Genomic DNA, 22,920 nt, shown 5'->3' with positions numbered 1-22,920 from the left:
TAACCAACCAAACAGGAGCAATGCGTATGTCTGTCAATTTGAGCAAAGGCCAGAAGATTTCTCTGGACAAAGAAGCTGGTGCCACCCTGACCCATATCACCATGGGCCTGGGCTGGGATGCCGTGAAGACCAAGGGTTTCCTGGGTTTCGGTTCGAAGACGGAAGCCGTCGACCTGGACGCCTCGTGCGTCATGTTCGATGAAAACAAGAGCACGTCCGATATCGTCTGGTTCCGCCAGCTGAAAAGCAAGGACGGCAGCATTGTCCACACGGGCGACAACCGCACGGGCGCGGGCGATGGCGACGACGAACAGATCAATGTCGATCTGTCGAAAGTGCCGGCGAACGTGAAAAGCCTGGTCTTCACCGTCAACAGCTTTACTGGCCAGAACTTCTCGCAGGTGGAAAACGCCTATTGCCGCATCTTGAATGCCAGCAATAACCAGGAAGTCGCGCGTTTCAACCTGTCTGTGCAAGGTTCCCACACGGCACAGATCATGGCCAAGCTGTACCGCCATAACGGCGAATGGAAGATGCACGCCATCGGAGAAAACGGCAACGGTCGCACTTTTGACGACTTGATGCCGCAAATTTCCGTGCATCTATAAGGAGCAGTACGCAGCGGGCGGGGGACGGACCGGATACCGGCCCTTGTCCGCTGCTCTATATTGAAGGAGAGTATGTCGTGATGCGATTGCTGATAGCCTTGCTATTTCCGTGTCTCACGTTTTTCATGCTGGGGCGCACGCTGGCCGGTGCCGCCGCCTTGATTTTGCAGTGCACTGTGATCGGCTGGGCGCCGGCGGCCCTGTGGGCCCTGTACACGGTGAACCAGCATAAAACGGAGCAGGAACTGGAAGGTGCATTAAGCCGCAGCTACATGCGCAGGCGTAGTCGGTTGATCTAAGTCAACCGGGCGCTTGGAATCCTTGCGCTAAAGCCCGCACGAGCGATCGTGCGGGCTTTTTTGTGCGCGCTCACTTTTTGCAGCGTATCGGCACATTCACAGAATTGCCGTCCGAACTCAGGTTGCGGTACTGCAAATCTTCGCTTTCGATGGCAAAGCGGGGCACGGCGTGCACATAGCGCTGCTTGCAGACGGTGTCGTCATTGATCAGCCGGCCCGCCAGCATGTAGTCGCACAGGGCGAAGCGCGATTCCTCATCGTCGAGGATCAGTACGCGCGCGGCGCTGTACAGGGCCGATTGCAAGACGTCCGGGCTGCAGTTTTCCGGGCCCGTCAGTTTCAAATGGGTTTTTGTCTGCGTGGCCAGGCGTTGCAGCTTGACGAGGGCGGCGCGCTCTTCCTTGCGCGCCCCATCGACTCGCGCATCGCCGCTGGACAGGCGCAGCGCCAGCGAGGCGATCTGGTCGATGGAAATATGCCAGGCAAAGCCTTCCAGCCGCGTGCGGATCTGGCCGGGCAAGGGATCGGCCGCATCGACTTCGCAGCGGTACTGGCCCAGGTGGGGGCGGCACAGCACGGGAATGGCAAAGGCCGAAGTGCGTTTGCCCTTGACGAATTTCTGGCTCAGGTCGCCAAAGTTTTCATGCGTGATGGTGTCGAAGCGGGCTTGCCCAAAGCCCATCTTGACGAGGTTTTCCTTGCGCTGGCGTGAAAACAGCGCGTCGACGGCATCGTAGATATTCTTGTTGAAAATGCGGTCCAGTGGCTGGCGTTCGTCCGACATCTTTTCAAACACGGCGCTGGAATTGGGCGCGTTGGCATCGATGGAAATGAGGATGAAGGGCTTGCTGTTCAGGCGCGGCGGCACGACGGCCATGTCGTTGCCATACAGCTGCGTCAGGGCCACGTCCCACAGGGTTTCCACGCCCAGGTTATCCGCCGCACCGCCGTCGAACAGATGCACGTAGGACGGCGATTCGCGCGATTCGGAACCGAGTTCCGGCACGAAACTGTTTTTTGGCCGGAAACGCTCGAAGGTGACGGAATCGAACACGCCGGGAAAAGCGGCCGAGGTGGCCACAGCCGTGGCCAGGCGGATATCCTGGATCGGCGAATGCAGGGTGCCGTAAAAATACTCATAGGAAAACACCACGCGCTTGCCGCCATCGGTGGCGTCCGTCGCATTGGCCAGGAAGATGGGGCCGTCATGCGGCAAGTCCTGGTAGGTTTTTTTATCGTACAGCACATCGTCAAACACGTCGGACAGGAACGATGTGCGCGTCTTGTTCGTCAACAACATCGTCGTCAGGTTGGCGGGTTTCAGGATGGTCTGGCCGAAGAAATCCGTTTTCAGCTTGCTGCGCAGCAAGGGCCAGTCCGTCTGCTTGCCGTGCAGCGCATAGTAGCCGCCCGCGATGGCGCCGCCCGAGACGCCGGAAATGGCCGAGGCGCCGCTGACGAGGCCGAATTCTTCCAGCTGCTCCAGCGAGGCGGCCGAGAAATTGGCCGCCCGGCTACCGCCGCCGGACAGGGCGATGCCGATGAAGTGGTCGTTGGGCATGGGCTTCTGGATGCGCGCCTTGGGCGCGTCAATGCGCAGGCGCGGTGCTTCCTGCACCGTAAATGTGCGGTTTTCGACGCCGCTGTTGGGGCGCAGGGCGAGTACCGTGCAGCCGCTCAGCAGCGCAAGGAGGATAAAGGATGCGAACAAAGGTGGATGCATGCGTGGTCTGTGCGTAGTCATTGCTTGGGATACGGACGGAAACGTGTGCGATTCTAGCAAATAAGCATTACCTGCCCAGCTGAAACGCCAGAATGGCCGCGTTATAGCCCGCATGCACGAGCATGGGTGCCAGCAGCGATCCGCTGCGCTCGTACGCCAGTCCCGTGCAAAGGCCCAGCACGAACACGGGAAGCATCGACGCGGGAGGATGCACGATGGCAAACAGGGCGGCGGCGATACCGATCGCTTGCCAGGCGGGCAGCGAGCGGCGCAGGCCGCCCTGAATCAGGCCGCGGAAGATGAATTCTTCGCACAGGGGCGCGGCCAGCACCGTCAAGCCCAGCAGCCACATGCCGTTCCACGAATTGCCGCCCAAGGGCGCTGCCGCAGGCGGCTGCAGTAGCAGTGCGTAGGCGATGCCGCAGAGGGCCGCCACGGCCGCGCCCGCCGCACCCCAGCGCCCGGGGTGCCGGCCTGCTCCGATGCGCGGCACGTCGGCCGTCTTGCTGCGCCAGTACACGAGGCGCACCAGCGCGTACGTGAGCGCGCCGGCGCCGCCGAAAGCGATGGCTACTTGCGCCAGTGGTTCGGCCACTTTGCCTTTGAGCAGGAGCAAGGCCAGGGTCTGCAAGGTGAAAAACAGCATGGCGGCGATCAGGCCGTCCGACGCGGAAACTTTGGCTGGCGGCGAGGCGGCCGGGTCGAGCAGGTAAGGCACTTCATCGCGCGCCTTTTGCCACAGGGCCACAGCCAGCGCCGCCGTCAGCACGACGAAGGCCAACTGCTGCGCCAGGCTGCCGGCCGCCAGCGCGGCGACGTACAGGCCGGTGAGCAGCAAATACAGATACATATACGTGGGGCGCATCTTCGCCGTTGCCTCGGTGGCCAGCGGGTCGCTGGCAAATACACCCAGCGCCACGGCGATCACCGCGTACATGGGAATGCCGGCCAGGGCCAGCAGCATCAGCCCCGCCGTCTGCCAGGACCAGGCTGGCAGCCAGGCCAGCGCCGCGCCAAACAGCATCACCGGGTAGAGCAGGGCCAGCACGGCCCAGAGCTGCGCCTTTTGCCGCAGCGCCTGCTCGACGCTGACGGGAAAGGTGTACAGCAGCCACAGCGCGCCGCCTTCCTTGTTGAGGGTCTGGAAGGCCGACATCATCAGCACATAGGTGCCGAGGAAAAAGCCGGTGGAGACCAGCAGGACGGGATGCTCCAGCAGCGCGTGCAGGTTGCGCGCCTGGCCCGTAAACAGGGCCTGGCCGCCGAGGATCAGCAGGGGCAGCAGCAGGGTTTGCACCATGAAGTTACGGTCGCGTGCCAGCAGCGTCAGTTCACGGCGCTGTATCACCGTGCCGATGCGCGCGAAGCACGTGCCGGCAGGCAGCGCTATCGGGGCACTCTTGCGGCTGGCCTCGCGCTGGCCCGCGCCGACCACGCCGTGACGCAGCTGGTGGCGCAGGATGGCCATGCCCAGCCACATCAACAGCAGTACTTGCGCCAGCAGCAAGACGGCTGGCAGCAGCATTGCTGCCAGGTCGGATGCATTGAGCAGGCGCAGCAGCAATCCCGGCGGCGTCCAGGCGCTCCAGGCGGGCATGGTGGTCGCCCACGTATACGCGTAGCCGCCCGTACCTACGCCGAAGGACATGCCCATATACATGGGAAACAGGCCGGCTACCGAGATCAATGCCTGCAGGTTGCCCAGCTGGGCAGGGCTGAGCGACAGGCGCAAGCCCGTGTCGACCAGGGTGCGCAGCATGGCGGCCAGGGCCAGCAGGAGCAGGCTGGCGAGCAGTCCGGACAGTGGTGCAAGCCAGCCCTGGCCCGAATACCAGGCGATCACGGTGGTGCTGGGCCACAAGGCCAGCAAGCCGGCTGGATTGACGACCGTGCGTTCGAGCACGCGCGCCCACAGCATGGTACTTTTCTCGACGGGTAGGGTGACCAGCCATTCCAGGTCCCAGTCCGGCTTCGACAACTCTCCCATACCCAGCGGCAGCAGGACGCTGACCAGCCACAACAGCGCCAACTGCAGGGTCAGGCCGCCCATCAGCAGCGCGCTGAAGGGAGTGTGGATGAGCTGGTTGATGACGGGGTCGAGCAACTGGCTGCTGGTTTGCATGCTGCCTTTGGCCTGGCAGGCGGCCACCTGGTCCAGCAGGCAATGCATGTTCAGCAGGCTATGGCGGGCGATATTGCCGAAGGAAAAGAGCATGGGCAGTACCAGCAGCACGCCCAGCAGCCAGCGCCCCCGTCTCTTGCCGGGCGTGGCGGCGCGGCTTGTATTGTTTTTCTGGAAGGAAAAGCCCCGGCCGCTGACGTTGAGCAGGCGCTGCAGGCGCAAGCGGGTCAGCAGCCAGACGGCGCGCCAGTTGTCGGGTGGCACGGGCATCACGCGGTGGCCGTTTCATCGGTGAGTTGCAGGAAAATGTCTTCCAGGCTGCCCTCGCTGGATAGCTGATGGCGGATATCGTCCAGGCTGCCCGTGGCAACGAGGGCGCCCCGATGAATGATGGCGACGCGGCTGCACAGCTTTTGCGCCATGTCGAGCAAGTGCGTGGAGACAAAAATCGTGGTGCCGGCCGCAGCGATGCGCAGCAAGCGTTCCTGTACGTCGCGCGAGGCGCGCGGGTCGAGGCCGTTGATCGGCTCGTCGAGGATCAGCACGGCCGGATCGTGGATCAGCGCACAGGCCAGGCCCAGTTTTTTTTTCATGCCCAGCGAGTAGTTGACGGCAAAATCTTCGCTCGCCTCGTCCAGGCCGAACTCCTTCAGCAGCCGCGCCGTGCGCACGGCGGCCTCGGCGCGTGGATAGCCATGCATTTCGGCCACGAACTGCAGGATTTCACGGCCCCGCAAATAATCGTAAAAGATGGGATTGTCGGGCAGATATCCCACCTTGCGCTTGACGGCGGCGCCGTCGCTGTGGCAATCGAGGCCATCGACCAGGACACGGCCGCTGCTGGGAACGAGTATGCCCATCAGCATGCGGATGGTGGTGGTCTTCCCGGCCCCGTTCGGACCCAGGAAGCCGAAGACTTCCCCCTTGCCTACCTGCAAGGTCAGCGGCTTGACGGCCTCGAACGTGCCGTACTGTTTGGACAAGCTTTCAAAGGTAATCATCAAGCATCCCGCAAAAAAGGTCGATGGCAGGATGATAGCCTGACACTCGCCGTCCGCAGGGATGCCTGCGCCTTTAATGGTGCAGCATGACGCCTGTGGCGATGCAGGAGATGATCGCCACGCTCATGGTCAGGCCATATGCCGTTATCAGGAGCGCCCAGCGGCAGAGGGTAGCGAATTTTCCGCTCGGATACACCCGCCACATGGCCCAGGGCAGATAGGCCAGCAGCCAGGCGCCGAGCATGAGGCGGACGAAATCGATGGGGATCAGGGTCATCAGCGCCATCGTGACGAACGCGAAGGCATTTGTATGCAGGGCGAACAGGAAATGCTCTCCATAGCGGCGCCCGCTGCCCAGGTAGAGGATCTTCAGATACAGGGCGAACAGCGGCATCAGGCAAAACATGGCGTACGGTGCGTAATGGAAAAAGCTTTCCCTGATGAGCTTTTGTTTTCCGACCGCGGGCAGTTGCTGAAAGTCCTGCCACTGATGTGGCAGCGTGGGTGTCTGGCCCAGGATGCGTATCTGCATCTGCGATGGCCGGTTTTCTGGCGCCGCAGGGGAGACGTGGGCGCTCTCCTGGACTTGCACGCCATTGTGTACCTGCAGGAATTCGAAGTCGCCAAATTTGAGGATGGCAAAGAACAGGATGCTGAAGGTCAGGTAGACGCGCAGCGGCTCGACGTAACGCACGCGGCGTCCTGTAATGTACTCATTCGTCAGCGCGCCGGGGCGAAACAGCAGCAGGGCCAGGGTACGCCAGAGCTTGCCTTCGAGCGCCACATAATGCGCGACAAATTCATGCAGGAATTCGCGCGCGCTGGGCACATGCAGGGTAGTGGCCTGGCCACAGGCGCTGCAGAAGTTGCCTGGCGCGTCGGTGTTGCAGTTATGGCAGGTGCTGGCGGGACTTGCGCTGGACGACACTGTTTTCAAGATGGACTCTTTCTATAGCCGAAAGGGAAAAATGAGCGCTCAAGAGCGCAGCATATGATGAATGAAAACAATGATAAAAGGGCATTTTTCTCGCCGTAGTTGCTCCAGAGATACAAAATACCTACGCCGTTCAGCCGCCAGCGAAGGCGGCCAGCAGGCGACGTTCGCCAGCCGGTGTGAGGTGCAGGGCGCGGCTGTCGAGTTCGCGCTCGGCCCAGCGCTGGCGCAGGGCCAGTTGCAGGATGGCCGCCCCCAGCGCGCCACCCAGGTGGGCGCGCCGTTCGCTCCAGTCCAGGCAGGCACAGGCGAAGCGGCGGCGCTGCAGCTGCAGTTGCAGCACGTCGATGCCCAGGGCCGCGATGCCGGCCGCGCCCGCTTCGGACAGGCGATATTCTCCGCCATCGTCCAGCAGCCAGCCTTGCGCGTGCAACTGGTCGTGCAGGGTGACAGCGACGGTGCCGGCCATGTGATCGTAGCAGGTGCGCGCATGGCGCAAGCGGTCCGGCGTGGTGGGCGTAAAGGGCATTGCCGGCACGCCGGCCACCACCAGCAGCGCTTCCAGCGCCCGTGCCACCTCTGCATTGGCCAGGCGGTAATAGCGGTGCTTGCCCTGCGCCACCATCGACAGCAAGCCATCGTCGCGCAGGCGCGCCAGATGGGCGCTGGCCGTCGAAGCGCCGGCCTCGGCCAGTGCCGCCAATTCCGTGGCCGTACGTGCATGGCCATCGAGCAGGCTGCACAGCATGCGCGCGCGCGCCGGTTCGGCGATGGCGCCTGCCAGCTGTGCCAGGCGTACATCGGCCGTGTGGGGAAGGGTGCTGTCATCCATGATTCGTTCGCGGGCGAAGTGTTGTAGCGGGAGGAGCAGCATACTCGTGTCCCTATCTCACTGCAACGGAATGCGCATGCCGCTCGCTGATCCCACCGATCCTATTTCTGCCGTCACCCACGCGGCGCCGTATGACTACTATCGCCGCCTGGCGGACGGTCCGCCCCTGCGATTCGAGGCGCAGCTCGATGGCTGGCTGGCGACGGGCATGGCCGGCGTGCAGGCCGTGCTGGCGCATCCCGCCTGCCGCGTGCGCCCGCCTGGACAGGGCGTGCCGCACAAGCTGGCGGGCACGCCGTGCGGCGCGATTTTTGCCGAACTGGTGCGTATGAACGATGGCGAGCGGCATGCCGGGCCGAAACAGGTGCTGGCGCGTGCGCTGGGCCAGGTGGACCTGGCGCGCCTGCATGCGCGCACCCTGCATCTGGCGCAAGAGCAGCTGCCCGGCAGCGCCACCCGGCTGAATGATGCGTTGTTCGAACTGCCCCTGTTCGTCATGGCGGACTTGCTGGGTTTTGCGCCAGCGCAATGGCCGCTGCTGGCCGTCTGGACGCGCGATTTCGTCGCCTGCCTGTCGCCGCTGAGCAATGGCGCGCAGCTGGCCGGAGCGCAGGCGGCAGCCGAGGCGCTATTGCAACGCTTCACGGTGTTGCTGCGGGAGGGAGAGGTGCTGCCCGGCAGCTTGCTGGACGATATTGTCGCCGGGGCGCGGCAGGCAGGCTGGCACGCATCGGGCGGCGTGCTGGCCAATCTGGTGGGTCTGCTGTCGCAGACCTGCGACGCCACGGCCGGCTTGCTGGGCAATGCCATCGTGGCCTTGCGCACCCAAGCGGACTTTCTGCCGCGACTGCGTGCGGCGCCACAGCTGTGGCCAGCCATGTTGCGCGAGGTCAGCCGGCAGGATCCCGCCATTCACAACACGCGCCGCTACACGGTGGAAGACGTGGAGTTCAATGGCGTGTGCGTGCCGGCCGGGCAGATGATCGTCGTCGTGCTGGCCAGCGCCGGCCATACGGAGGCAGGCTTTGGCCATGGCCGCCACGCCTGTCCGGGCCAGGCTATCGCGCATGTGATCGCCACGGCTTGCCTGCAGGCATGGGCCGAGGGCCTGGAGCGCATGCCGCTGGCGTGGAGTTATTTGCCGTCGCTGAACGCCCGCATCCCTGTCTTTTGCGCGGGAGGAATAGCATGATCGCCGTGATTTTCGAAGTCTGGCCCAGCGCCGGAGGGCGCCAGCAGTACCTGGACCTGGCGGCCGCGTTGCGGCCCCTGCTCGACGAGGTCGACGGTTTCATTTCCATCGAACGCTTCAGCAGCCTGAGCGAGCCAGGCAAATTGCTGTCGCTATCCTTCTTTCGCGATGAGGCGGCGCTGGCGCAGTGGCGGCAGCGCGAGGCGCACCGCGCGGCGCAGTCGGCCGGCCGGTACGGCGTGTTTGATGATTACCGGCTGCGTATTGCCGCCGTGGTACGTGATTACGGCATGCTTGACCGGCAACAGGCGCCCACCGACAGCCGCCAGCGCCACGATGCCTAGCGTTTAGCGGGGAAGCGCCCCCTGCGTGATTTTTACTTTGACCCGGTACGTGGGCTCGGCCGCGTTCAGGGCGGGCGGCGTGGCGGGGTCGACGTCGAGCAGCGTGAACGTCAGGTGCCTGATGCTGACGGAACTGGCGGCGCCGGGCATGGAATCGGACAAGACGATGTCCGTGGCGCCCGCGCTGTTGAGCAAGCTGAAACTGTAGCTGACGTAGCCTTTCCACACGCACACGGCACCCTTGCGGCAGCGGCTGTCGTTGACACGCTCCAGTTTCAGGGTGTCGGTGGCTGTAATGGCGACTTGCTGGCCTGGCGAGAGCACGTGGGTAACGCTGCGCGGCGTGTTTTCCGCGTCGCCGGTGCTGCCGGCTGCGCCGCAGCCAGCCAGCGCTGCCAGGAAGGCAAAAAACAGGGGAAGTAACAGGGTAGGGCAAAAGCGGGTCAGATTAGGCATGTTTTTCCTTTCAGGTAGAACGTCCCTGGCGCGGCGTCCACGCATGGGATAATAATAACAAAATGATATTTTCCTGGCGCGCCATAGGCGCGTTGCGGATGAATTGATGCGCCGGCCGCGCGGCGCGCCGATTACTGCGTAGAATGGCTGTTTTGAAAATCAGGAAACAACCATGAAAAAAACTGCCCTGGCGAAAAGCGATGCCAAGAAACTGATGGGAAAGATGAATGTTCCCGGCGCCGGTGCATTCGGTAAGGAAGCGGTGGTCGTCGACCGCCGCGAGCAGCGCAAGCGCGATCAGGCCCTGGGCCTGGTGCCATTCGCCGTCAAGCTGAACAGCGATCTGGTCTTGCAATTGCAGACCCTGGCCAAGGAGCGCGGCGCAGATCTGAATGAATTGGTCGCCGAAATCCTGGTCAAGGGCTTGGCTGCAGCTTAATGAGCTGCCATGTTTATCTGTTGATAAACATCAAGTAATAAAACTAAAAGGCGCCTTGCGGCGCCTTTTGCATTGCGGAATGGCTTTCTTTATACGTAAGCTGCCAGCGCGCCCTTCATTTTTTTCAGCGCCGCCACTTCGATCTGGCGGATGCGCTCGGCCGATACGCCGAACTCTTCTGCCAAAGCGTGCAAGGTGGCGCCGGAACCGTCGTCGTTGGCCAGCCAGCGCGCTTCGATGATGCGGCGCGAACGGGCGTCCAGCTTGGACAGTGCCGTTTCCAGGCCTTCCGATTGCAGGCGCGTCACTTGTTCCGCTTCCAGCACCTTGGTCGGTTCGCTTTGCTCCGACGACAGGTAGGCGATCGGCGAAAACTTGTCGTCTTCATCGTCGGTCGGCGATTCCAGCGCGATGTCGCGGCCGCTCAGGCGCGTTTCCATCTCGATCACTTCTTCGCGTTTCACGTCGAGCAGCTTGGCCAAGGCATCGATCTGTTTCGGCGTCATCGCGTCCAGGCCCGTCTTGTGGCTGCGCAGGTTGAAGAACAGCTTGCGCTGTGCCTTCGTCGTTGCAACCTTGACCAGGCGCCAGTTTTTCAGGATGTACTCATGCATCTCGGCTTTCACCCAGTGCATGGCGTACGACACCAGGCGCACGCCCTGGTCCGGATCGAATCGTTTCACGGCTTTCATCAAGCCGATATTGCCTTCCTGAATCAGGTCGGCATGTGGCAAGCCATAGCCCAGGTAGCCGCGGGCAATCGAGACCACCAGGCGCAGGTGCGACAGCACCAGCTCTTGCGCGGCGGCCAGGTCATTTTTTTCGCGCAGGCGTTTCGCCAGCGAAATTTCTTCGTCGTGGGTCAACATGGGCAGGCGGTTCACGGCCGAGATATAGGCGTCGATATTGCCCAGATTGCCAGTGAACCCGAGGCCCAGCGCATTACTTTTGGTCGGAACCAATGCGGATGTTGCGGACATCATAGTCATGTTTTCTCCCTCGTAGTCTTGCTTTGTTCCAGTTGGCCATGTCACGCGACGTGGCCCGATAGTCTGTTCGTTTTGCGTATTCGGTCTTGCACTTGCAGATCGCGGCTCCATCTATATCTGGCGCTCATGGCGGTTCTGCTGTTGGTATGTCCCTATATTAGCACTCTCTGCTTGAGAGTGCCAATCAGCACATTTAATCGTCCTGATAGCCTAAATGCTATGGCGGTTTGCTAGTTGATAATTTATCTAAAACGCGCCGCCAGGGCGCATGGTTGCTGCAGTGTGTGCGCCTGCCCGCTCGCGCCTGAGAGGGCTGCACGGCTCGCTACGACAACATGGCTAGTCTACGGCCTCTGGCTGAAGCGAACCTTAAGGATACTTGCTAAATATCAAGATAACCACAGCATGGCGTGGATGGTAAAAAACAAGGAGAGGGTGAGGCGCACGGCGGCGCCAGGGGCGCCGCCGTGGGAGTGACGGTCAGTTCAGGCGCGCCAGGTGGCGCTGTACGCAGAGGAAGGCGCCAATCAGGCCCAGGCCGGCGCTGACGGCCAGCAAGCCGGCCATCGGCAGTGGTGCCAGCGGCACCAGCTGGAATTCGGACGCATACAGGCGGGCAAACTCGGCAATCGCCGTGTTCAGCGGATGCAAGGCCAGCGCCACGGCGCCCAGGGCCAGCGCGCCGGCGCACAAGCCCAGCAGGGCGCCCGTGTAATAGAAGGGGCGGTGAATGAAGGTGTCGGTGGCGCCGATCAATTTCGAGATGCTGATTTCATCGCGCTGCTGCATTACTTGCAGGCGGATGGTATTGAAGACAACAGCGATCACGGCCACGCCCAGGGTAATGGCCAGCAGCAGCAGCACCAGGCGCAGCACGCCCAGCAGAGCCGCCAGGCGCTTGACCCAGGCCGAATCGACTTGCGCCGATTCCACGAATGGCAGATGGCGCAACTGTTCCGCCACCGCATCGACATCCTGCGCTTCGCTGGCGCTGCTGAATGCGTCCAGTTTCAGCACATAGCTGTCGGGCAGGGGATTGTCGCCCAGAGTGCTGAGCACGTCGGCCAGGCCGTTCTTGTTTTTCAGGGTGTCGAGTGCCTGTTCGCGCGGGATGAAGACGATCTTCGCCTTTTGCTCGCCCACGATCTTGCGCATGGCGCTGGCCAGGGCCACGGCTTGCTCGCGCGGCGTATCGATCTTCAGGAAAACGCTGATTTCCGGATCGACCGACATCTGTTCCGACATGGGGCGTACATTATCGAGCATGGTCAGGCCGGCGAACGGCAGCGACAGGGCGATGGCGACGACCAGCACGTTCAATAGGAAGCCGCCCGGCGACTTGCGCAAATGAATCAGCGCCGAACCCAGCGCGAAGCGGTGTTGACGGAACCAGCCTCTCATGCCTGTTCTCCCTGCGTGTCATCCGGGCCAGGTGGCGGGGCAAAATCGGGATCGGGCGGCGCGAAGACGGGTGCTTGCGTGGCCTTGTCGATGGCTACCAGCTGGCCGTTTTTCAGGTGGATCACGCGGGCGGCGGCGTCGAGCATCTGTTCGTCATGGCTGGAAATGAGGCAGGTCACGCCCACGGAATGAAAGGCTTTCAGGGCGTCGAGCACCTTGTTGGCGCTGGCGCGGTCCAGGTTGGCCGTCGGTTCATCGGCGAGGATGATTTGCGGCCGGTTGACGATGGCGCGCGCGATGGACACGCGCTGCTGTTCGCCGCCCGACAGCGACAGGGGACGCGCCATGGCGCGGTCCAGCAGTCCCACTTTGTCGAGCGCGGCGCGCGCGCGCTGCTCGGCGGCCGCCTTGTGCGCACCGACGACGAGCAGTGGCAGCATGACATTGGCCAGGATGGAGCGGTCGTTCAATAGTTTTTGTTGCTGGAAGATCAAGCCCATGTTACGGCGCAAAAACGGCACGCCAGCCGGCTTGATCTTCGCCATGTCCTGGCCATTGACGATCAGCTTGCCCGAGCTGGGGCGTTCCATGGCGGCGATCATTTTCAGCAGGGTGGATTTGCCGGCACCGGACGGGCCGGCCAGAAAGACCAGCTCGCCTTTGGCAATACTGAGCGAAATGTCGCTAAGCGCCACGGCGTCGGGGGAGTATTGCTTGGAGACGTGCTGAAATTCAATCATGTATAGGCTTATCCGAGCAGCGCTTCGACAAATTCGGCAGCCACGAAAGGCTGCAAGTCTTCAATTTTCTCACCGATGCCGATGAAATACACGGGCACGGGGCGCACGCGGGCGATCGCCGCCAGCACGCCGCCCTTGGCGGTCCCGTCCAGCTTGGTGATTACCAGGCCGCTCAACTGCAGGGCATCGTCGAAGGCCTTTACTTGCGTCAAGGCGTTCTGGCCCGTGTTGCCGTCGATGACGAGCAGGGTTTCATGGGGCGCGCCCTCCATGCCTTTGCCGATCACGCGCTTGATTTTCTTTAATTCTTCCATCAGGTGCAGCTGCGTCGGCAAGCGGCCTGCCGTGTCGACCATCACCACGTCGATGCCGCGCGCTTTTGCCGATTGCACGGAGTCGTAGGCCACGGCGGCCGGGTCGCCCGATTCCTGCGAAATCACGGTGACGTTGTTGCGCTCGCCCCAGACCATCAGCTGCTCGCGCGCGGCGGCGCGGAAGGTGTCGCCGGCGGCCAGCAGCACGGACTGGTTGTTCGATTGCATGTGCTTGGCCAGCTTGCCGATGGTGGTGGTCTTGCCGGCGCCATTCACACCGGAAATCATCATCACCAGGGGCTTGTGACGGCCCAGCTCGAAGCGCTTTTCCAGCGGGCTCAGGAGGTCGATCAGCAGCACCTTCAGCGCGGCCTTCACGGCGGCGGCGTCGAGCAGCTTGTCTTCCTTGACTTTTTTCTTCAATTCCGTGAGCAGGAATTCGGTGGCGTCGATGCCCGCGTCGGACATCAGCAGGGCCGCTTCCAGCTCTTCGTACAGGGCGTCGTCGATCTTTGCGCCGACGAACAGCACGGATAAGGTGTTCGAGGTTTTCGACAGGCCCGCTTTCAGGCGCGTCATCCACGATTTTTTCTCGGGTTCAGCGGCCACGATGACGGGCACGAGCTCGGCCGGCGCGCCGCTCAGCGGCGCAGCGGCAGGCTGCGGGGCAGGCGGCGTGGCGGCGGGAAGGACGAGGGGCTCGGCTGGCGCAGCCTCGGGAGTGACGGGTTTTTTCTTGAAGAAACTAAACATGGATGTGTGGTGGCGGGTGCTGACCTAAGGCCCGGCGGCGCCGGACACTGTTGTTACGGGCTATTCTACCAGAGCGCGCCCGGCCCTTCATGCTTTACTGTTCGATTGGCAACATTGCGCGGCTATCCACGGAGATCGCCGCAGTTGCTCCGCTTTCCAGCCGGTTCAGTGTGTTTGCAGGGCGCGCGCCTGGTGGCGGCGGCGCCAGTCGGCGATGCTTTCGTCGACTTGCCGCAAGTCCAGCACATGCAAAAAGGGCGGCGGTTGCCTGGTCAGCACGGGACTGCGTCCGCCAGCCCACAATTCCATGTCTGGCGGCAAGCACCCGTGCAGCTGCTGCAGGCTGTCGCGCGTCTGCTTTTGCTTGCTGGCGCTGGAAAACGACAGCGCCACGATGTCGGCCCGTTGCACGCGGGCGGCCGCGACGATGTCGGTCAGCGGCGTTTCCACCCCCAGCGACATGCAGTGGGCGCCGGCCGCCGCACATAGCGCCTCGGCCATCAGCAGCCCCAGGCCATGACGTTCCTGCGGCAAGGTACTGAGGACGATGCGCGGCGTGCGCGTGGACGGGCTGCTTGCCTGCGGCAGGGAAAAAATGGCATGGCGCATTACCGTCTGCAAGGTTTCGCTATATAGATGCTCTTCATACACGGCCAATTCGCCGCAGGCCCACGCTTCGCCAACCATGGCCGTGAGGGGCGCTATGACGTCGATGGTAAAGGCTTTCAAGCCCAGCACGGCCAAGGCCTGGCGCAGGGCACCGGCCAGTTCCGCCATCTGGTGGCCACGGCACAGGGACAGGTAGTACGCCAGTTGCGGTTGCGGCGAAGGCGGCGCCGCGTTGCCGGCGCTGGCTAGTTGCTGCAGTTGCAAGGTGCTGTGCTGCATGATTTTGCCCGGGCGAAATCCGAGATCCAGCAGGCGCTTGACCATGCGCAATTTTTGCACTTGCTCGGCCGGATAGCTGCGCTCGCCAAAGGCATCGCGCTGTGGCTGGGGAAAGGCGTAGCGGCGTTCCCAGACACGCAAGGTTTCCTTGGCCAGCCCCGTGTCGCGCTCGACGTCGCTGATGCTGAAGGCGGAAGGGGGGTGCAGCGGTTGCAAATCAGTATCCATACAGAGGGCTTGCTCGCATGCCAAAAGAACGTGGGAAGCATTTTACGCCTTCCATCGCCCGGGACCAAATAGCTGAATCCGATTGAAAGTTGCCAGCGTATAAGTTTGTGAGCGGCAAGCGCCCTCATTGACATAGATCAATATTTGACTGACTATGCAGAAAACTTATTTTGTCCAGGACAAATATGAAACGGGTGCAGCCATGAAGATCGCCGTCGTCGGTGCAGGAATAGCAGGTTTGTCGTGTGCCTATCGTCTGGCGCAGGCCGGCCAGGACGTGACCTTGTATGAGGCGGGTGACTATTTTGGGGGTCACAGCCATACGGTGGACGTTACGCTTGATGGTGTCACGCATGGCGTCGACACGGGTTTTCTCGTGTTCAATCACGCCACTTACCCGAACCTGGTGCAACTGTTCCGGGAACTGGGCGTCGAGGCGGCCGACAGCGATATGTCGTTTTCCGTGAAAATGCCCTTGGGCACTACGCCCGATGCCCGCGTGCTGGAATGGGCGGGCGCCAATTTTGATACCGTGTTTACCCAGCGCAGCAACCTGCTGCGCCCCGCCTTTCTGCGCATGCTGCGCGATATTGTGCGCTTCAACCGTCAGGCCAGCGCCCTGGCCACGGCGAGCGTTCCGGCGCCGGCCATGTCACTGGGCGAGTTCCTGGACCTGCACGGCTATGGTGACGAATTCCGCCACTGGTACCTGTTGCCGATGGCTGCCTGCATCTGGTCGTGCCCGGCGCGCCAGATGCTGGCCTTTCCCTTGGCGACGTTTATTCGTTTCTGCCACAACCATGGCTTGCTGCAAGTGAGTGACCGGCCCCAGTGGCGCACGGTGCGCGGCGGCTCGCGTGTTTATGTGGAAAAACTGCTGGCGGGCATCCCTCAGCAGCGCCTGGCGTGCCCGGTGCTCGCCGTGCGCCGCCAGCTGCACGGCGGCGCGCGCATGGTCGAGCTGCACACGGCCGCTGGCGTCGAGCATGTTGATCATGTGGTGCTCGCTTGCCACAGCGACCAGTCGCTGGCCTTGCTGGCCGATATCCGCGACGACGAGCGCGGTGTGCTCGAAGCCGTGCGCTACCAGCCCAATCGCGCTGTGCTGCATACGGATGCATCCTGCCTGCCGCAGCGTCGCAAGGCCTGGTCGGCCTGGAATTATCAGGGCAGGCCGGCTGCGCACGGCGATGCGCCGCAGGTATGCGTACATTATTTGCTGAACCAGTTACAGCCGCTGCCATTCAGCACGCCCGTCATCGTCTCGCTCAATCCGCTCGACGAGCCCAATCCGGCGTCCATCATCGATGAGTTTTCCTATGCCCACCCCGTGTTCGACGGCGCCGCCATTGCCGCCCAGGCGCGCCTGGCCGGGTTCCAGGGAGCGCAGCACACGTGGTTTGCGGGTGCCTGGACGGGCTACGGTTTTCATGAAGACGGCTTGAAGTCGGGCCTGGGCGTGGCCGAAGCGCTGAACGGCATGGCGTCGGCGGAGCTCGGCCATGCCGCGTGATCCCTCGCCGCCCGTGCCGCCGCAGCCGCAGCTGTGCCTTGGGCGGGTGCGCCATGCGCGGCTGCGTCCGCGCGCGCATGCTTTTAGTTACGGCATGTTTTATCTGCGCCTGCCCTTGCGCAGCATGGGCGCGCACGACTTTCCTGCCCGCCTGATCTCGCGCAATGGCGCCAACGTGCTGGCCTTCCGCGACAGCGACCATGGCGATGGCACGACGCCGCTGCTGGAGTGGATCGACGGCGTGCTGCGCCAGCATGGCGTGCCTGACGCGGACGGCGAAATCTGGCTGCAAACCATGCCGCGCATGTTCGGCTATGTCTTTAATCCCGTCAGTTTCTGGTTTTGCCACCGCCCGGATGGCGCGCTGCGCGCCGTGTTGTGCGATGTGCGCAATACCTTTGGCGAGCGCCACCTGTACCTGCTCGAACAGGGCGGCGCCATCGCCTATGGCAGTGAGTTGCGCGCCAAGAAGATTTTCCATGTCTCGCCATTTTGCAAGGTGGAAGGACAGTACCGTTTCCGTTTCCTGCGCAACAACGACAAGGGCGGCGAGCGCCACCTGGCCCGGGTCGATTACGACGACCTCGACGGTCCGATTCTGGAAACGAGCTTGTCCGGCACGGCGCAGCCGCTGCGCGACGGCGCCATTGCCTGGGCCTTGCTGCGTTACCCCCTGATGACGTTTGGCGTGATGGTGCGCATCCATTGGCAAGCTTTGCGCCTGTGGCTGCGCCGCGTGCCGTTTTTCAGCAAACCCCACCCTCCACAAGAAAAGGTCTCCTGATGAGCTCTGACTCCCTACCGACCGGCATGCATGCGCGCAGCAGTGTACGTCCTGATCACCTGAGCGACCACGCGCATCTGGACCTGCCCGCCACCGGGCGCATGATTCTGCGCCTGCTGCAGAAATTACAATATGGCGCCCTGCGCCTGCGCACGCCGGATGGCAGTATCTTGTTGTACGGCGATGGCAGCCACCCCGTCACCCTGGATTTGCACAACTGGCGCCTGTGCTCGGCCGTTCTGCGCTCGGGCGACATCGGCTTTGCCGAAACGTTTATCGCGGGCGACTGGCGCACCGACAATTTGCCGGGCTTGATCGAATTGATGATACGCAACCGTGCGCAGATCGAGTCCTTGATCTATGGCAACTGGTGGGGCAACCTGATCTATAAGGTGCGCCATTTGCTGCACCGCAATTCGCGCGCCGGCAGCAAGAAGAATATCCACGCCCATTACGACATTGGCAACGCCTTTTATCAGCTGTGGCTGGACCCGTCGATGACGTATTCGAGCGCGCTGTTTACTGAAGGCGCCAGCCTGGAACAGGCGCAGCTGGCGAAATACCGGCGCATCGCCGACCAGCTGCAGCTGCAGCCGCAGCTGGGCCAGCGCGTGCTGGAAATCGGTTGCGGCTGGGGCGGCTTTGCGGAAACGGCGGCGCGTGACTATGGCGCCCACGTGACGGGCCTGACCTTGTCGACCGAACAGCTGGCGTATGCGCGCCAGCGCCTGCACGAGGCGGGGCTGGCCAGCCTGGCCGATTTGCAGCTGTGCGATTACCGCGACAGCCACGGCCAGTACGACGCCATCGCTTCGATAGAGATGTTCGAAGCGGTGGGGCAAAGCTACTGGCCCGGCTATTTCGCCTGCGTGGCGCACAACTTGAAGCGCGGCGGGCGTGCCTGCATCCAGACCATCGTCATCGCCGATGAATTGTTCGAGCGCTACAGCAAGAGCACTGACTTCATCCAGCAATACATTTTTCCGGGTGGCATGCTGCCTTCGCCGGCCGAGTTTCGCCGTGCCGCCGAGGCGCAGGGCTTGCGCGTAGTGGACGCCTTCAGCTTTGGCCTCGATTACGCGGAAACCTTGCGCCTGTGGCGCGCCAGCTTCCTGGCCCAGCGCACGGCGCTGGAAAAGCAGGGTTTTGATGGCCGTTTCCTGCTGACCTGGGAGTTTTACCTGGCCTATTGCGAAGCGGCCTTCCAGGCGCACAACACGGACGTCATGCAATTTACCCTGGTCAAGGAGTGATCATGCGCCGCTTGCTTACTGCTGTTGTGCTGTCCTTGACCATGTACGGTGCCGTGGCCGCGCCCCCGGCCTTTGTGAATGTGGAGGTGCCCGAGGCCCGCCTGGCGGGGGAGGGCGACTATACGTGGTTCGGCATGCGTATTTATCGAGCGCAACTGTGGGTGGGCGCACAAGGCTACCAGGGCGCGGCGTCGGCAACGGCGCCTTTTGTGCTGGAATTGCGCTACGCGCGCGCCCTCGATGGCAAGAAGATTGCCGAGGCCAGCTATGAGCAGATGCAAAAACTGGGCGTGGGAACGGAACAGCAGCGCCTGGCGTGGCTGGCCACCATGCAGCGCATCTTTCCGGACGTCAAGGAAGGCCAGCGTATCGCGGGCGCCTATCGGGCCGGCATCGCACCCGGCGTGCGCTTTTATCTCGATGGCAAGATGCTGGCCGATGTGAGCGATGGCGACTTCGCGCGCGCTTTCTTCGCCATCTGGCTGTCGCCCGAGTCGACGGCGCCGAAGCTGCGGGCGGCCTTGCTGCAGAGTGCGGCGCCGCTGCCATGAGCAGCGGGACCAGCGCCTTGACCTTGCCTGCCTTGTTCAGTTATGGCCTGTTCGGTTTGCCGCTGGCCATGCTGGCGTTGCCCATCTATATATATGTTGCGCCATTTTATGCGCAGCGCAGCAGCCTTGATCTGGCGCAAATCGGCGCCGTGCTGCTGGCGGCCCGCATCGCCGCCGCCTTCATCGATCCCGCCATGGGCGCCTGGATGGCGCGCGGCGGGCGCAGCTATGCCGTACTGGTCGGTGCCGCGCTGCCCTTGCTGCTGCTGGGCTTTGGCGCCCTGTTCCATCCGCCGCTCCTGTCGCACGGGGCGACCCTGGCATGGTTCCTGGCGTCCTTGTTGCTCGTGTATTCCGCCTATGGCCTGGCCGGCATCGCGCACCAGAGCTGGGGCGCGGCGCTGAGTCAGGCGCCCACGCAGCGGGCGCGGGTGGCGGCCGTGCGGGAAGGCTGCGGCTTGCTCGGCGTTATCCTGGCGGCGGCACTGACTTCCGTGCTCGGCTATGACGGCTTGTCGCTGGCCTTTGCCGTCTGCCTGCTGGCGACGGGCGCGCTGTTGCTGGCGCGCGCGCCGCGGCCGACCTCGCGCAGTGCCGGGGACGTGATCGTCGGCAGTGGCTGGAAAGTCCCGTTGCGCCAGCGCGCATTTCGCTGGCTGTTCGCCGTCTTGCTCGTCAATGGCGTAGCCGCCGCCATCCCCGCCACCCTGTTCCTGTTCTTTGCCGGCGATTATTTGCGCCTGGGGCATTACGCGGGGCCGTTCCTGATTGTGTATTTTTGCGCGGCAGCCGCTTCGATGCCCCTTTGGGTGGCGCTGGCGCGCCGCTTTGGCGAAGCGCGCGCCTGGGGCGGCGCCATGCTGCTGGCGGCCAGCGTGTTTGTCTGGGCGTATGGCTTGGACGCGGGCGCCGCCTGGGGCTTTGCCAGCATCTGCTTGCTTTCGGGCTTGGCGCTGGGTGCCGACCTGGCCTTGCCGCCGGCCCTGCTGGCAGGGTTGATCGGCGCGGCGGGCCACGCCGGGCGGCATGAGGCGGCGTATTTCGGCTGGTGGAACTGGGGCGTGCAGATGAGCCTGGCGCTGGCGGCCGGCATTGCCTTGCCCCTGCTGGCCTGGCTTGGTTATGTGCCGGGCAGCAGCAGCGGCTTGCCAGCCTTGTCGGCAGCCTACGCCTTGCTGCCCTGCGCCCTGAAACTGCTGGCGGCGCTGCTGCTGTGGCGCGCGCCTTTACAACATATATATAGTGAAAACAGGGAGTAGCGACTATGCACCTCATGAGATCCTGCCAACGCGGCATCACGGCGACGGCCTTGCTGCTGGCACTGGCCGCCTGTTCCACGCCACCCACACCGGCCATGTACGCGCAGGAACTGCCCGTGCTGGATCTGCAACAGTACTTCAATGGCACGCTCGATGCCCACGGCATCTTCCAGGACCGGTCGGGCAAGGTGGTCAAGCGCTTCACGGTGGTGATGCGGGCCAGCTGGGCGGGCGAGACGGGCACCCTGGACGAGGATTTCACGTATTCGGACGGCAGCCGCCAGCGGCGCGTGTGGACCCTGCGCAAGACGGCGCCCGGGCGCTTCATCGGCACGGCGCCCGACGTGGTCGGCGAGGCCATCGGCGAAGTGGCCGGTAATGCGCTGCGCTGGCAATACGTGCTGGCGCTGCCCGTCGATGGCACGGTCTACCACGTCGACTTCGAGGACTGGATGTTCCTGATGGATGACAAGGTCATGCTCAACCGCGCTGCCATGAGCAAATTCGGCTTCAGCCTGGGCGCCGTCACTTTATCGTTCAGCAAGCGTCCACAGGCGGTCCCATGAATCGCAAGATCACCAGCTGGGCCGGCAAGCGCGTGTGGATCATCGGCGCGTCCAGCGGCATCGGCGCCGCGTGCGCCACCTTGCTGCTGGAGCAGGGCGCGTGCGTAGCCTTGTCGGCCCGCCATCGCGCCAGCCTGGAACAGCTGTGCCAGGGACAGCCGCTGGCGCAGGCATTGCCGCTCGATATCACCCAGCCCGCGCAGCTACGGGGCGTCTGCGCGCAGCTGCAGCTGCAGTGGACGCATATCGACCTGATACTGGTGGTGGCCGGCGGCTATCAGGCCATGCGCGCCGATAGTTTCGATCTTGAGGCTGCCCAGAGCTTGCTGGCCTTGAATGTGGGCGGCGTCTTCAATTGCCTGGAGCAGGCCTTGCCGTGGTTGTTGCGCCAGGGTAGCGGCGGCATCGGCATCGTCGCCTCGGTGGCCGGCTATGGCGGCTTGCCCAAGGCGCTCGCGTATGGCGCCAGCAAGGCGGCGCTGATCAACCTGACGGAGTCGCTGTATCTGGATTTGCATCCACGCGGGATTGATGTGTATCAAATCAACCCGGGTTTTGTCGCCACGCCCCTGACGGCGGACAATGATTTCAAGATGCCCGCCCTGATGACGGCGCACGATGCCGCCGCCGCCATGCTCGACGGCATCGAGCGGGGCCAGTTTCACATCCACTTTCCCAAACGCTTTACGAATACCCTGCGCCTGGCGCGGCTGTTGCCGTACCGCGCCTATTTTTGGCTGATCCGCAAAGTGACGGGTGTATGAGCGCAAGCATGCCGGAGACGGAGCGCGTGGAGGAGGCGTTGGCGCGCCTGGTGGCGTTTTATGAGCACCTGAGCCTCGAAAACCTGGCGCAACTGGGCGCCGTCTATGCGCCGGACGCCCATTTCAAGGATCCTTTCAACGAGGTGGTGGGGCATGCCGCTATCCTGGCCATCTTCGAGCACATGTTCGTGCAAGTCGACGCGCCCCGGTTTGTCGTGCTGGAAAGCCTGGGGCAGGGGCAGCAGGCGTTCCTGACGTGGGAGTTTCGCTTCCGCATGAAACGACTGGTCTCTGGCGATCAATGTATTCGTGGCGCAACCCATGTGCGCTTCGATGCGCAGGGACGGGTGCTTATGCACCGCGATTATTGGGATGCGGCGGAAGAATTGTATGAAAAATTGCCGTTGCTGGGCGGCCTCATGCGCCTGCTCCGGCGGGCCAGCCAGCGCTAGTATTGTTTCTTCATGCTTTAAGCAAAAAATGCGAAAAAGAAAAAGTAAATTGTGCGGATTCGGGCGCGTAAAAACTTGATTTCGCTCAAAGTGTCGTTTTTTTGACACAAATTTGTCAAAATATTTAGAAGGCAACATTGTAAGAAATTGTTTCAATTGATGCGCAATTTGCAAGCAAGAGTCGTCCTCATCCGCTTCGCTCGGGTCGCTGGCGCATGCGCTGGTAAACAGGGAAAACATTTCTATGTGAGCAATTTAAATTACCGGAAAGTCAGTAATTTCATTGTCACTCTGGCTATTTTTTGGGGGCCTACGTCGACGTGAAAATTTGTGCCTACGCCCCTGAATAATGCGGCAACGCACCAAAAAAGCGCGCATTATTTCCCGTTTTTGGGCATTCGGCAGCAAACATCGGCGATGCCGTGTATGCTTCGTCCCGTTTATCCATTATCGCCTGACAAATTGTGCGCTTTGTCGCGTAAATCTTTGAGGGCAAATGACGGGTAAAGCATGTT

24 protein-coding genes are annotated in these 22,920 nt (G+C 62.7%); 13 read left to right on the top strand and 11 right to left on the bottom strand.

Going from position 1 to position 22,920, the window contains the following annotated elements:
- Nucleotides 1-26: 26 nt before the first annotated feature.
- Nucleotides 27-608 carry a TerD family protein gene (locus tag ACQ4WZ_RS24830; protein ID WP_436574742.1) on the top strand — a complete coding sequence of 194 codons (582 nt, stop codon included), beginning with the start codon at nucleotides 27-29 and terminating at the stop codon, nucleotides 606-608.
- An 80-nt stretch (nucleotides 609-688) separates the two neighbouring features.
- Nucleotides 689-907: a YqaE/Pmp3 family membrane protein gene (locus ACQ4WZ_RS24825; protein ID WP_101483901.1), complete on the top strand. Its 219-nt coding sequence runs from the start codon at nucleotides 689-691 to the stop codon at nucleotides 905-907.
- A 70-nt stretch (nucleotides 908-977) separates the two neighbouring features.
- Here ACQ4WZ_RS24825 and ACQ4WZ_RS24820 read toward each other — a convergent pair whose 3' ends face one another.
- From ACQ4WZ_RS24820 to ACQ4WZ_RS24800, 5 genes are all read right to left on the bottom strand, one after another.
- Complete coding sequence (locus ACQ4WZ_RS24820; RefSeq protein WP_166674639.1) at nucleotides 978-2,630, bottom strand: patatin-like phospholipase family protein; 1,653 nt, start codon at nucleotides 2,628-2,630, stop codon at nucleotides 978-980.
- A 67-nt stretch (nucleotides 2,631-2,697) separates the two neighbouring features.
- On the bottom strand, nucleotides 2,698-5,022 hold the full coding sequence (locus ACQ4WZ_RS24815) for a CPBP family intramembrane glutamic endopeptidase (protein WP_436574741.1): 2,325 nt from the start codon (nucleotides 5,020-5,022) through the stop codon (nucleotides 2,698-2,700).
- Nucleotides 5,022-5,753 (bottom strand): ABC transporter ATP-binding protein, encoded by a 732-nt coding sequence (locus ACQ4WZ_RS24810; protein WP_436574740.1) that lies wholly within the window; start codon nucleotides 5,751-5,753, stop codon nucleotides 5,022-5,024. Before ACQ4WZ_RS24810 ends, ACQ4WZ_RS24815 begins: the two co-directional genes overlap by 1 nt.
- A gap of 73 nt (nucleotides 5,754-5,826) precedes the next feature.
- Complete coding sequence (locus ACQ4WZ_RS24805) at nucleotides 5,827-6,681, bottom strand: DUF3667 domain-containing protein (RefSeq protein WP_436574803.1); 855 nt, start codon at nucleotides 6,679-6,681, stop codon at nucleotides 5,827-5,829.
- A gap of 139 nt (nucleotides 6,682-6,820) precedes the next feature.
- A complete protein-coding gene (locus tag ACQ4WZ_RS24800; RefSeq protein ID WP_133988621.1) occupies nucleotides 6,821-7,519 on the bottom strand; it encodes an ArsR/SmtB family transcription factor in 699 nt (232 codons plus the stop codon).
- Between the two features lie 76 nt (nucleotides 7,520-7,595).
- Between ACQ4WZ_RS24800 and ACQ4WZ_RS24795 the strand changes: the two genes are divergently transcribed.
- Both ACQ4WZ_RS24795 and ACQ4WZ_RS24790 read left to right on the top strand, forming a co-directional pair.
- Nucleotides 7,596-8,711 carry a cytochrome P450 family protein gene (locus tag ACQ4WZ_RS24795; RefSeq protein ID WP_436574739.1) on the top strand — a complete coding sequence of 372 codons (1,116 nt, stop codon included), beginning with the start codon at nucleotides 7,596-7,598 and terminating at the stop codon, nucleotides 8,709-8,711.
- Entirely contained in the window at nucleotides 8,708-9,055 is a 348-nt protein-coding gene (locus ACQ4WZ_RS24790; protein ID WP_101483906.1) for an antibiotic biosynthesis monooxygenase family protein, read from the top strand. Before ACQ4WZ_RS24795 ends, ACQ4WZ_RS24790 begins: the two co-directional genes overlap by 4 nt.
- Nucleotides 9,056-9,058: 3 nt before the next feature.
- Here ACQ4WZ_RS24790 and ACQ4WZ_RS24785 read toward each other — a convergent pair whose 3' ends face one another.
- Nucleotides 9,059-9,511: a hypothetical protein gene (locus ACQ4WZ_RS24785; protein ID WP_101483907.1), complete on the bottom strand. Its 453-nt coding sequence runs from the start codon at nucleotides 9,509-9,511 to the stop codon at nucleotides 9,059-9,061.
- A gap of 172 nt (nucleotides 9,512-9,683) precedes the next feature.
- Here ACQ4WZ_RS24785 and ACQ4WZ_RS24780 point away from each other — a divergent pair, with 172 nt between their 5' ends.
- Nucleotides 9,684-9,950, top strand: a complete 267-nt coding sequence (locus tag ACQ4WZ_RS24780; RefSeq protein ID WP_101483908.1) for a hypothetical protein — start codon at nucleotides 9,684-9,686, stop codon at nucleotides 9,948-9,950.
- Nucleotides 9,951-10,039: 89 nt separating this feature from the next.
- Here the strand turns inward: ACQ4WZ_RS24780 and rpoH are convergent, their stop codons facing one another.
- The 5 genes from rpoH to ACQ4WZ_RS24755 form a co-directional block, all read right to left on the bottom strand.
- Nucleotides 10,040-10,933, bottom strand: coding sequence for an RNA polymerase sigma factor RpoH (gene rpoH / locus ACQ4WZ_RS24775; protein ID WP_070222520.1), 894 nt, complete (start codon nucleotides 10,931-10,933; stop codon nucleotides 10,040-10,042).
- Nucleotides 10,934-11,419: 486 nt separating this feature from the next.
- The gene (gene ftsX, locus ACQ4WZ_RS24770; protein ID WP_101483909.1) at nucleotides 11,420-12,340 is read right to left on the bottom strand and encodes a permease-like cell division protein FtsX; all 921 of its coding nucleotides are present in this window, start codon (nucleotides 12,338-12,340) and stop codon (nucleotides 11,420-11,422) included.
- The gene (locus tag ACQ4WZ_RS24765; protein ID WP_133988619.1) at nucleotides 12,337-13,080 is read right to left on the bottom strand and encodes a cell division ATP-binding protein FtsE; all 744 of its coding nucleotides are present in this window, start codon (nucleotides 13,078-13,080) and stop codon (nucleotides 12,337-12,339) included. Before ACQ4WZ_RS24765 ends, ftsX begins: the two co-directional genes overlap by 4 nt.
- Before the next feature lie 8 nt (nucleotides 13,081-13,088).
- Entirely contained in the window at nucleotides 13,089-14,147 is a 1,059-nt protein-coding gene (ftsY, locus tag ACQ4WZ_RS24760; RefSeq protein WP_101483911.1) for a signal recognition particle-docking protein FtsY, read from the bottom strand.
- 165 nt (nucleotides 14,148-14,312) lie between these two features.
- Nucleotides 14,313-15,263 carry a MerR family transcriptional regulator gene (locus ACQ4WZ_RS24755; RefSeq protein ID WP_436574738.1) on the bottom strand — a complete coding sequence of 317 codons (951 nt, stop codon included), beginning with the start codon at nucleotides 15,261-15,263 and terminating at the stop codon, nucleotides 14,313-14,315.
- A gap of 202 nt (nucleotides 15,264-15,465) precedes the next feature.
- On the opposite strand from ACQ4WZ_RS24755, the gene ACQ4WZ_RS24750 reads away from it, so the two are divergent.
- The 8 genes from ACQ4WZ_RS24750 to ACQ4WZ_RS24715 are packed head-to-tail and all read left to right on the top strand — an operon-like array spanning nucleotide 15,466 to nucleotide 22,405.
- Nucleotides 15,466-16,776 carry an NAD(P)/FAD-dependent oxidoreductase gene (locus ACQ4WZ_RS24750; RefSeq protein ID WP_436574802.1) on the top strand — a complete coding sequence of 437 codons (1,311 nt, stop codon included), beginning with the start codon at nucleotides 15,466-15,468 and terminating at the stop codon, nucleotides 16,774-16,776.
- The gene (locus ACQ4WZ_RS24745; protein ID WP_133988618.1) at nucleotides 16,766-17,560 is read left to right on the top strand and encodes a DUF1365 domain-containing protein; all 795 of its coding nucleotides are present in this window, start codon (nucleotides 16,766-16,768) and stop codon (nucleotides 17,558-17,560) included. Before ACQ4WZ_RS24750 ends, ACQ4WZ_RS24745 begins: the two co-directional genes overlap by 11 nt.
- Before the next feature lie 26 nt (nucleotides 17,561-17,586).
- Nucleotides 17,587-18,813, top strand: coding sequence for a class I SAM-dependent methyltransferase (locus ACQ4WZ_RS24740; RefSeq protein ID WP_436574801.1), 1,227 nt, complete (start codon nucleotides 17,587-17,589; stop codon nucleotides 18,811-18,813).
- Between the two features lie 2 nt (nucleotides 18,814-18,815).
- Complete coding sequence (locus tag ACQ4WZ_RS24735) at nucleotides 18,816-19,364, top strand: chalcone isomerase family protein (RefSeq protein WP_436574737.1); 549 nt, start codon at nucleotides 18,816-18,818, stop codon at nucleotides 19,362-19,364.
- Nucleotides 19,361-20,623: an MFS transporter gene (locus ACQ4WZ_RS24730; RefSeq protein WP_436574736.1), complete on the top strand. Its 1,263-nt coding sequence runs from the start codon at nucleotides 19,361-19,363 to the stop codon at nucleotides 20,621-20,623. Before ACQ4WZ_RS24735 ends, ACQ4WZ_RS24730 begins: the two co-directional genes overlap by 4 nt.
- A 14-nt stretch (nucleotides 20,624-20,637) precedes the next feature.
- The gene (locus tag ACQ4WZ_RS24725; RefSeq protein WP_243857852.1) at nucleotides 20,638-21,189 is read left to right on the top strand and encodes a DUF3833 domain-containing protein; all 552 of its coding nucleotides are present in this window, start codon (nucleotides 20,638-20,640) and stop codon (nucleotides 21,187-21,189) included.
- The gene (locus ACQ4WZ_RS24720) at nucleotides 21,186-21,953 is read left to right on the top strand and encodes an SDR family NAD(P)-dependent oxidoreductase (protein ID WP_101483917.1); all 768 of its coding nucleotides are present in this window, start codon (nucleotides 21,186-21,188) and stop codon (nucleotides 21,951-21,953) included. Before ACQ4WZ_RS24725 ends, ACQ4WZ_RS24720 begins: the two co-directional genes overlap by 4 nt.
- Entirely contained in the window at nucleotides 21,950-22,405 is a 456-nt protein-coding gene (locus ACQ4WZ_RS24715) for a nuclear transport factor 2 family protein (protein ID WP_101483918.1), read from the top strand. Before ACQ4WZ_RS24720 ends, ACQ4WZ_RS24715 begins: the two co-directional genes overlap by 4 nt.
- Nucleotides 22,406-22,920: the final 515 nt, after the last annotated feature.

It is taken from the genome of Janthinobacterium darwini (assembly GCF_051380905.1).
GTDB lineage: Bacteria > Pseudomonadota > Gammaproteobacteria > Burkholderiales > Burkholderiaceae_D > Janthinobacterium.
This window is presented reverse-complemented; position numbering and strand designations above follow the sequence as displayed.

Excerpts from the sequence above, each read along its gene's own strand:
- ACQ4WZ_RS24735 (WP_436574737.1), top strand. The coding sequence starts at position 18,816 with ATGCGCCGCTTGCTTACTGCTGTTGTGCTGTCCTTGACCATGTACGGT.
- ACQ4WZ_RS24785 (WP_101483907.1), bottom strand. The coding sequence starts at position 9,511 with ATGCCTAATCTGACCCGCTTTTGCCCTACCCTGTTACTTCCCCTGTTT.
- ACQ4WZ_RS24725 (WP_243857852.1), top strand. The coding sequence starts at position 20,638 with ATGAGATCCTGCCAACGCGGCATCACGGCGACGGCCTTGCTGCTGGCA.
- rpoH (WP_070222520.1), bottom strand. The coding sequence starts at position 10,933 with ATGATGTCCGCAACATCCGCATTGGTTCCGACCAAAAGTAATGCGCTG.
- ACQ4WZ_RS24755 (WP_436574738.1), bottom strand. The coding sequence starts at position 15,263 with ATGGATACTGATTTGCAACCGCTGCACCCCCCTTCCGCCTTCAGCATC.
- ACQ4WZ_RS24790 (WP_101483906.1), top strand. The coding sequence starts at position 8,708 with ATGATCGCCGTGATTTTCGAAGTCTGGCCCAGCGCCGGAGGGCGCCAG.
- ACQ4WZ_RS24715 (WP_101483918.1), top strand. The coding sequence starts at position 21,950 with ATGAGCGCAAGCATGCCGGAGACGGAGCGCGTGGAGGAGGCGTTGGCG.
- ftsX (WP_101483909.1), bottom strand. The coding sequence starts at position 12,340 with ATGAGAGGCTGGTTCCGTCAACACCGCTTCGCGCTGGGTTCGGCGCTG.
- ACQ4WZ_RS24800 (WP_133988621.1), bottom strand. The coding sequence starts at position 7,519 with ATGGATGACAGCACCCTTCCCCACACGGCCGATGTACGCCTGGCACAG.
- ACQ4WZ_RS24720 (WP_101483917.1), top strand. The coding sequence starts at position 21,186 with ATGAATCGCAAGATCACCAGCTGGGCCGGCAAGCGCGTGTGGATCATC.
- ACQ4WZ_RS24795 (WP_436574739.1), top strand. The coding sequence starts at position 7,596 with ATGCCGCTCGCTGATCCCACCGATCCTATTTCTGCCGTCACCCACGCG.
- ACQ4WZ_RS24750 (WP_436574802.1), top strand. The coding sequence starts at position 15,466 with ATGAAGATCGCCGTCGTCGGTGCAGGAATAGCAGGTTTGTCGTGTGCC.
- ACQ4WZ_RS24825 (WP_101483901.1), top strand. The coding sequence starts at position 689 with ATGCGATTGCTGATAGCCTTGCTATTTCCGTGTCTCACGTTTTTCATG.
- ftsY (WP_101483911.1), bottom strand. The coding sequence starts at position 14,147 with ATGTTTAGTTTCTTCAAGAAAAAACCCGTCACTCCCGAGGCTGCGCCA.
- ACQ4WZ_RS24810 (WP_436574740.1), bottom strand. The coding sequence starts at position 5,753 with ATGATTACCTTTGAAAGCTTGTCCAAACAGTACGGCACGTTCGAGGCC.
- ACQ4WZ_RS24740 (WP_436574801.1), top strand. The coding sequence starts at position 17,587 with ATGCATGCGCGCAGCAGTGTACGTCCTGATCACCTGAGCGACCACGCG.
- ACQ4WZ_RS24815 (WP_436574741.1), bottom strand. The coding sequence starts at position 5,022 with ATGCCCGTGCCACCCGACAACTGGCGCGCCGTCTGGCTGCTGACCCGC.
- ACQ4WZ_RS24730 (WP_436574736.1), top strand. The coding sequence starts at position 19,361 with ATGAGCAGCGGGACCAGCGCCTTGACCTTGCCTGCCTTGTTCAGTTAT.
- ACQ4WZ_RS24745 (WP_133988618.1), top strand. The coding sequence starts at position 16,766 with ATGCCGCGTGATCCCTCGCCGCCCGTGCCGCCGCAGCCGCAGCTGTGC.
- ACQ4WZ_RS24830 (WP_436574742.1), top strand. The coding sequence starts at position 27 with ATGTCTGTCAATTTGAGCAAAGGCCAGAAGATTTCTCTGGACAAAGAA.
- ACQ4WZ_RS24780 (WP_101483908.1), top strand. The coding sequence starts at position 9,684 with ATGAAAAAAACTGCCCTGGCGAAAAGCGATGCCAAGAAACTGATGGGA.
- ACQ4WZ_RS24820 (WP_166674639.1), bottom strand. The coding sequence starts at position 2,630 with ATGCATCCACCTTTGTTCGCATCCTTTATCCTCCTTGCGCTGCTGAGC.
- ACQ4WZ_RS24765 (WP_133988619.1), bottom strand. The coding sequence starts at position 13,080 with ATGATTGAATTTCAGCACGTCTCCAAGCAATACTCCCCCGACGCCGTG.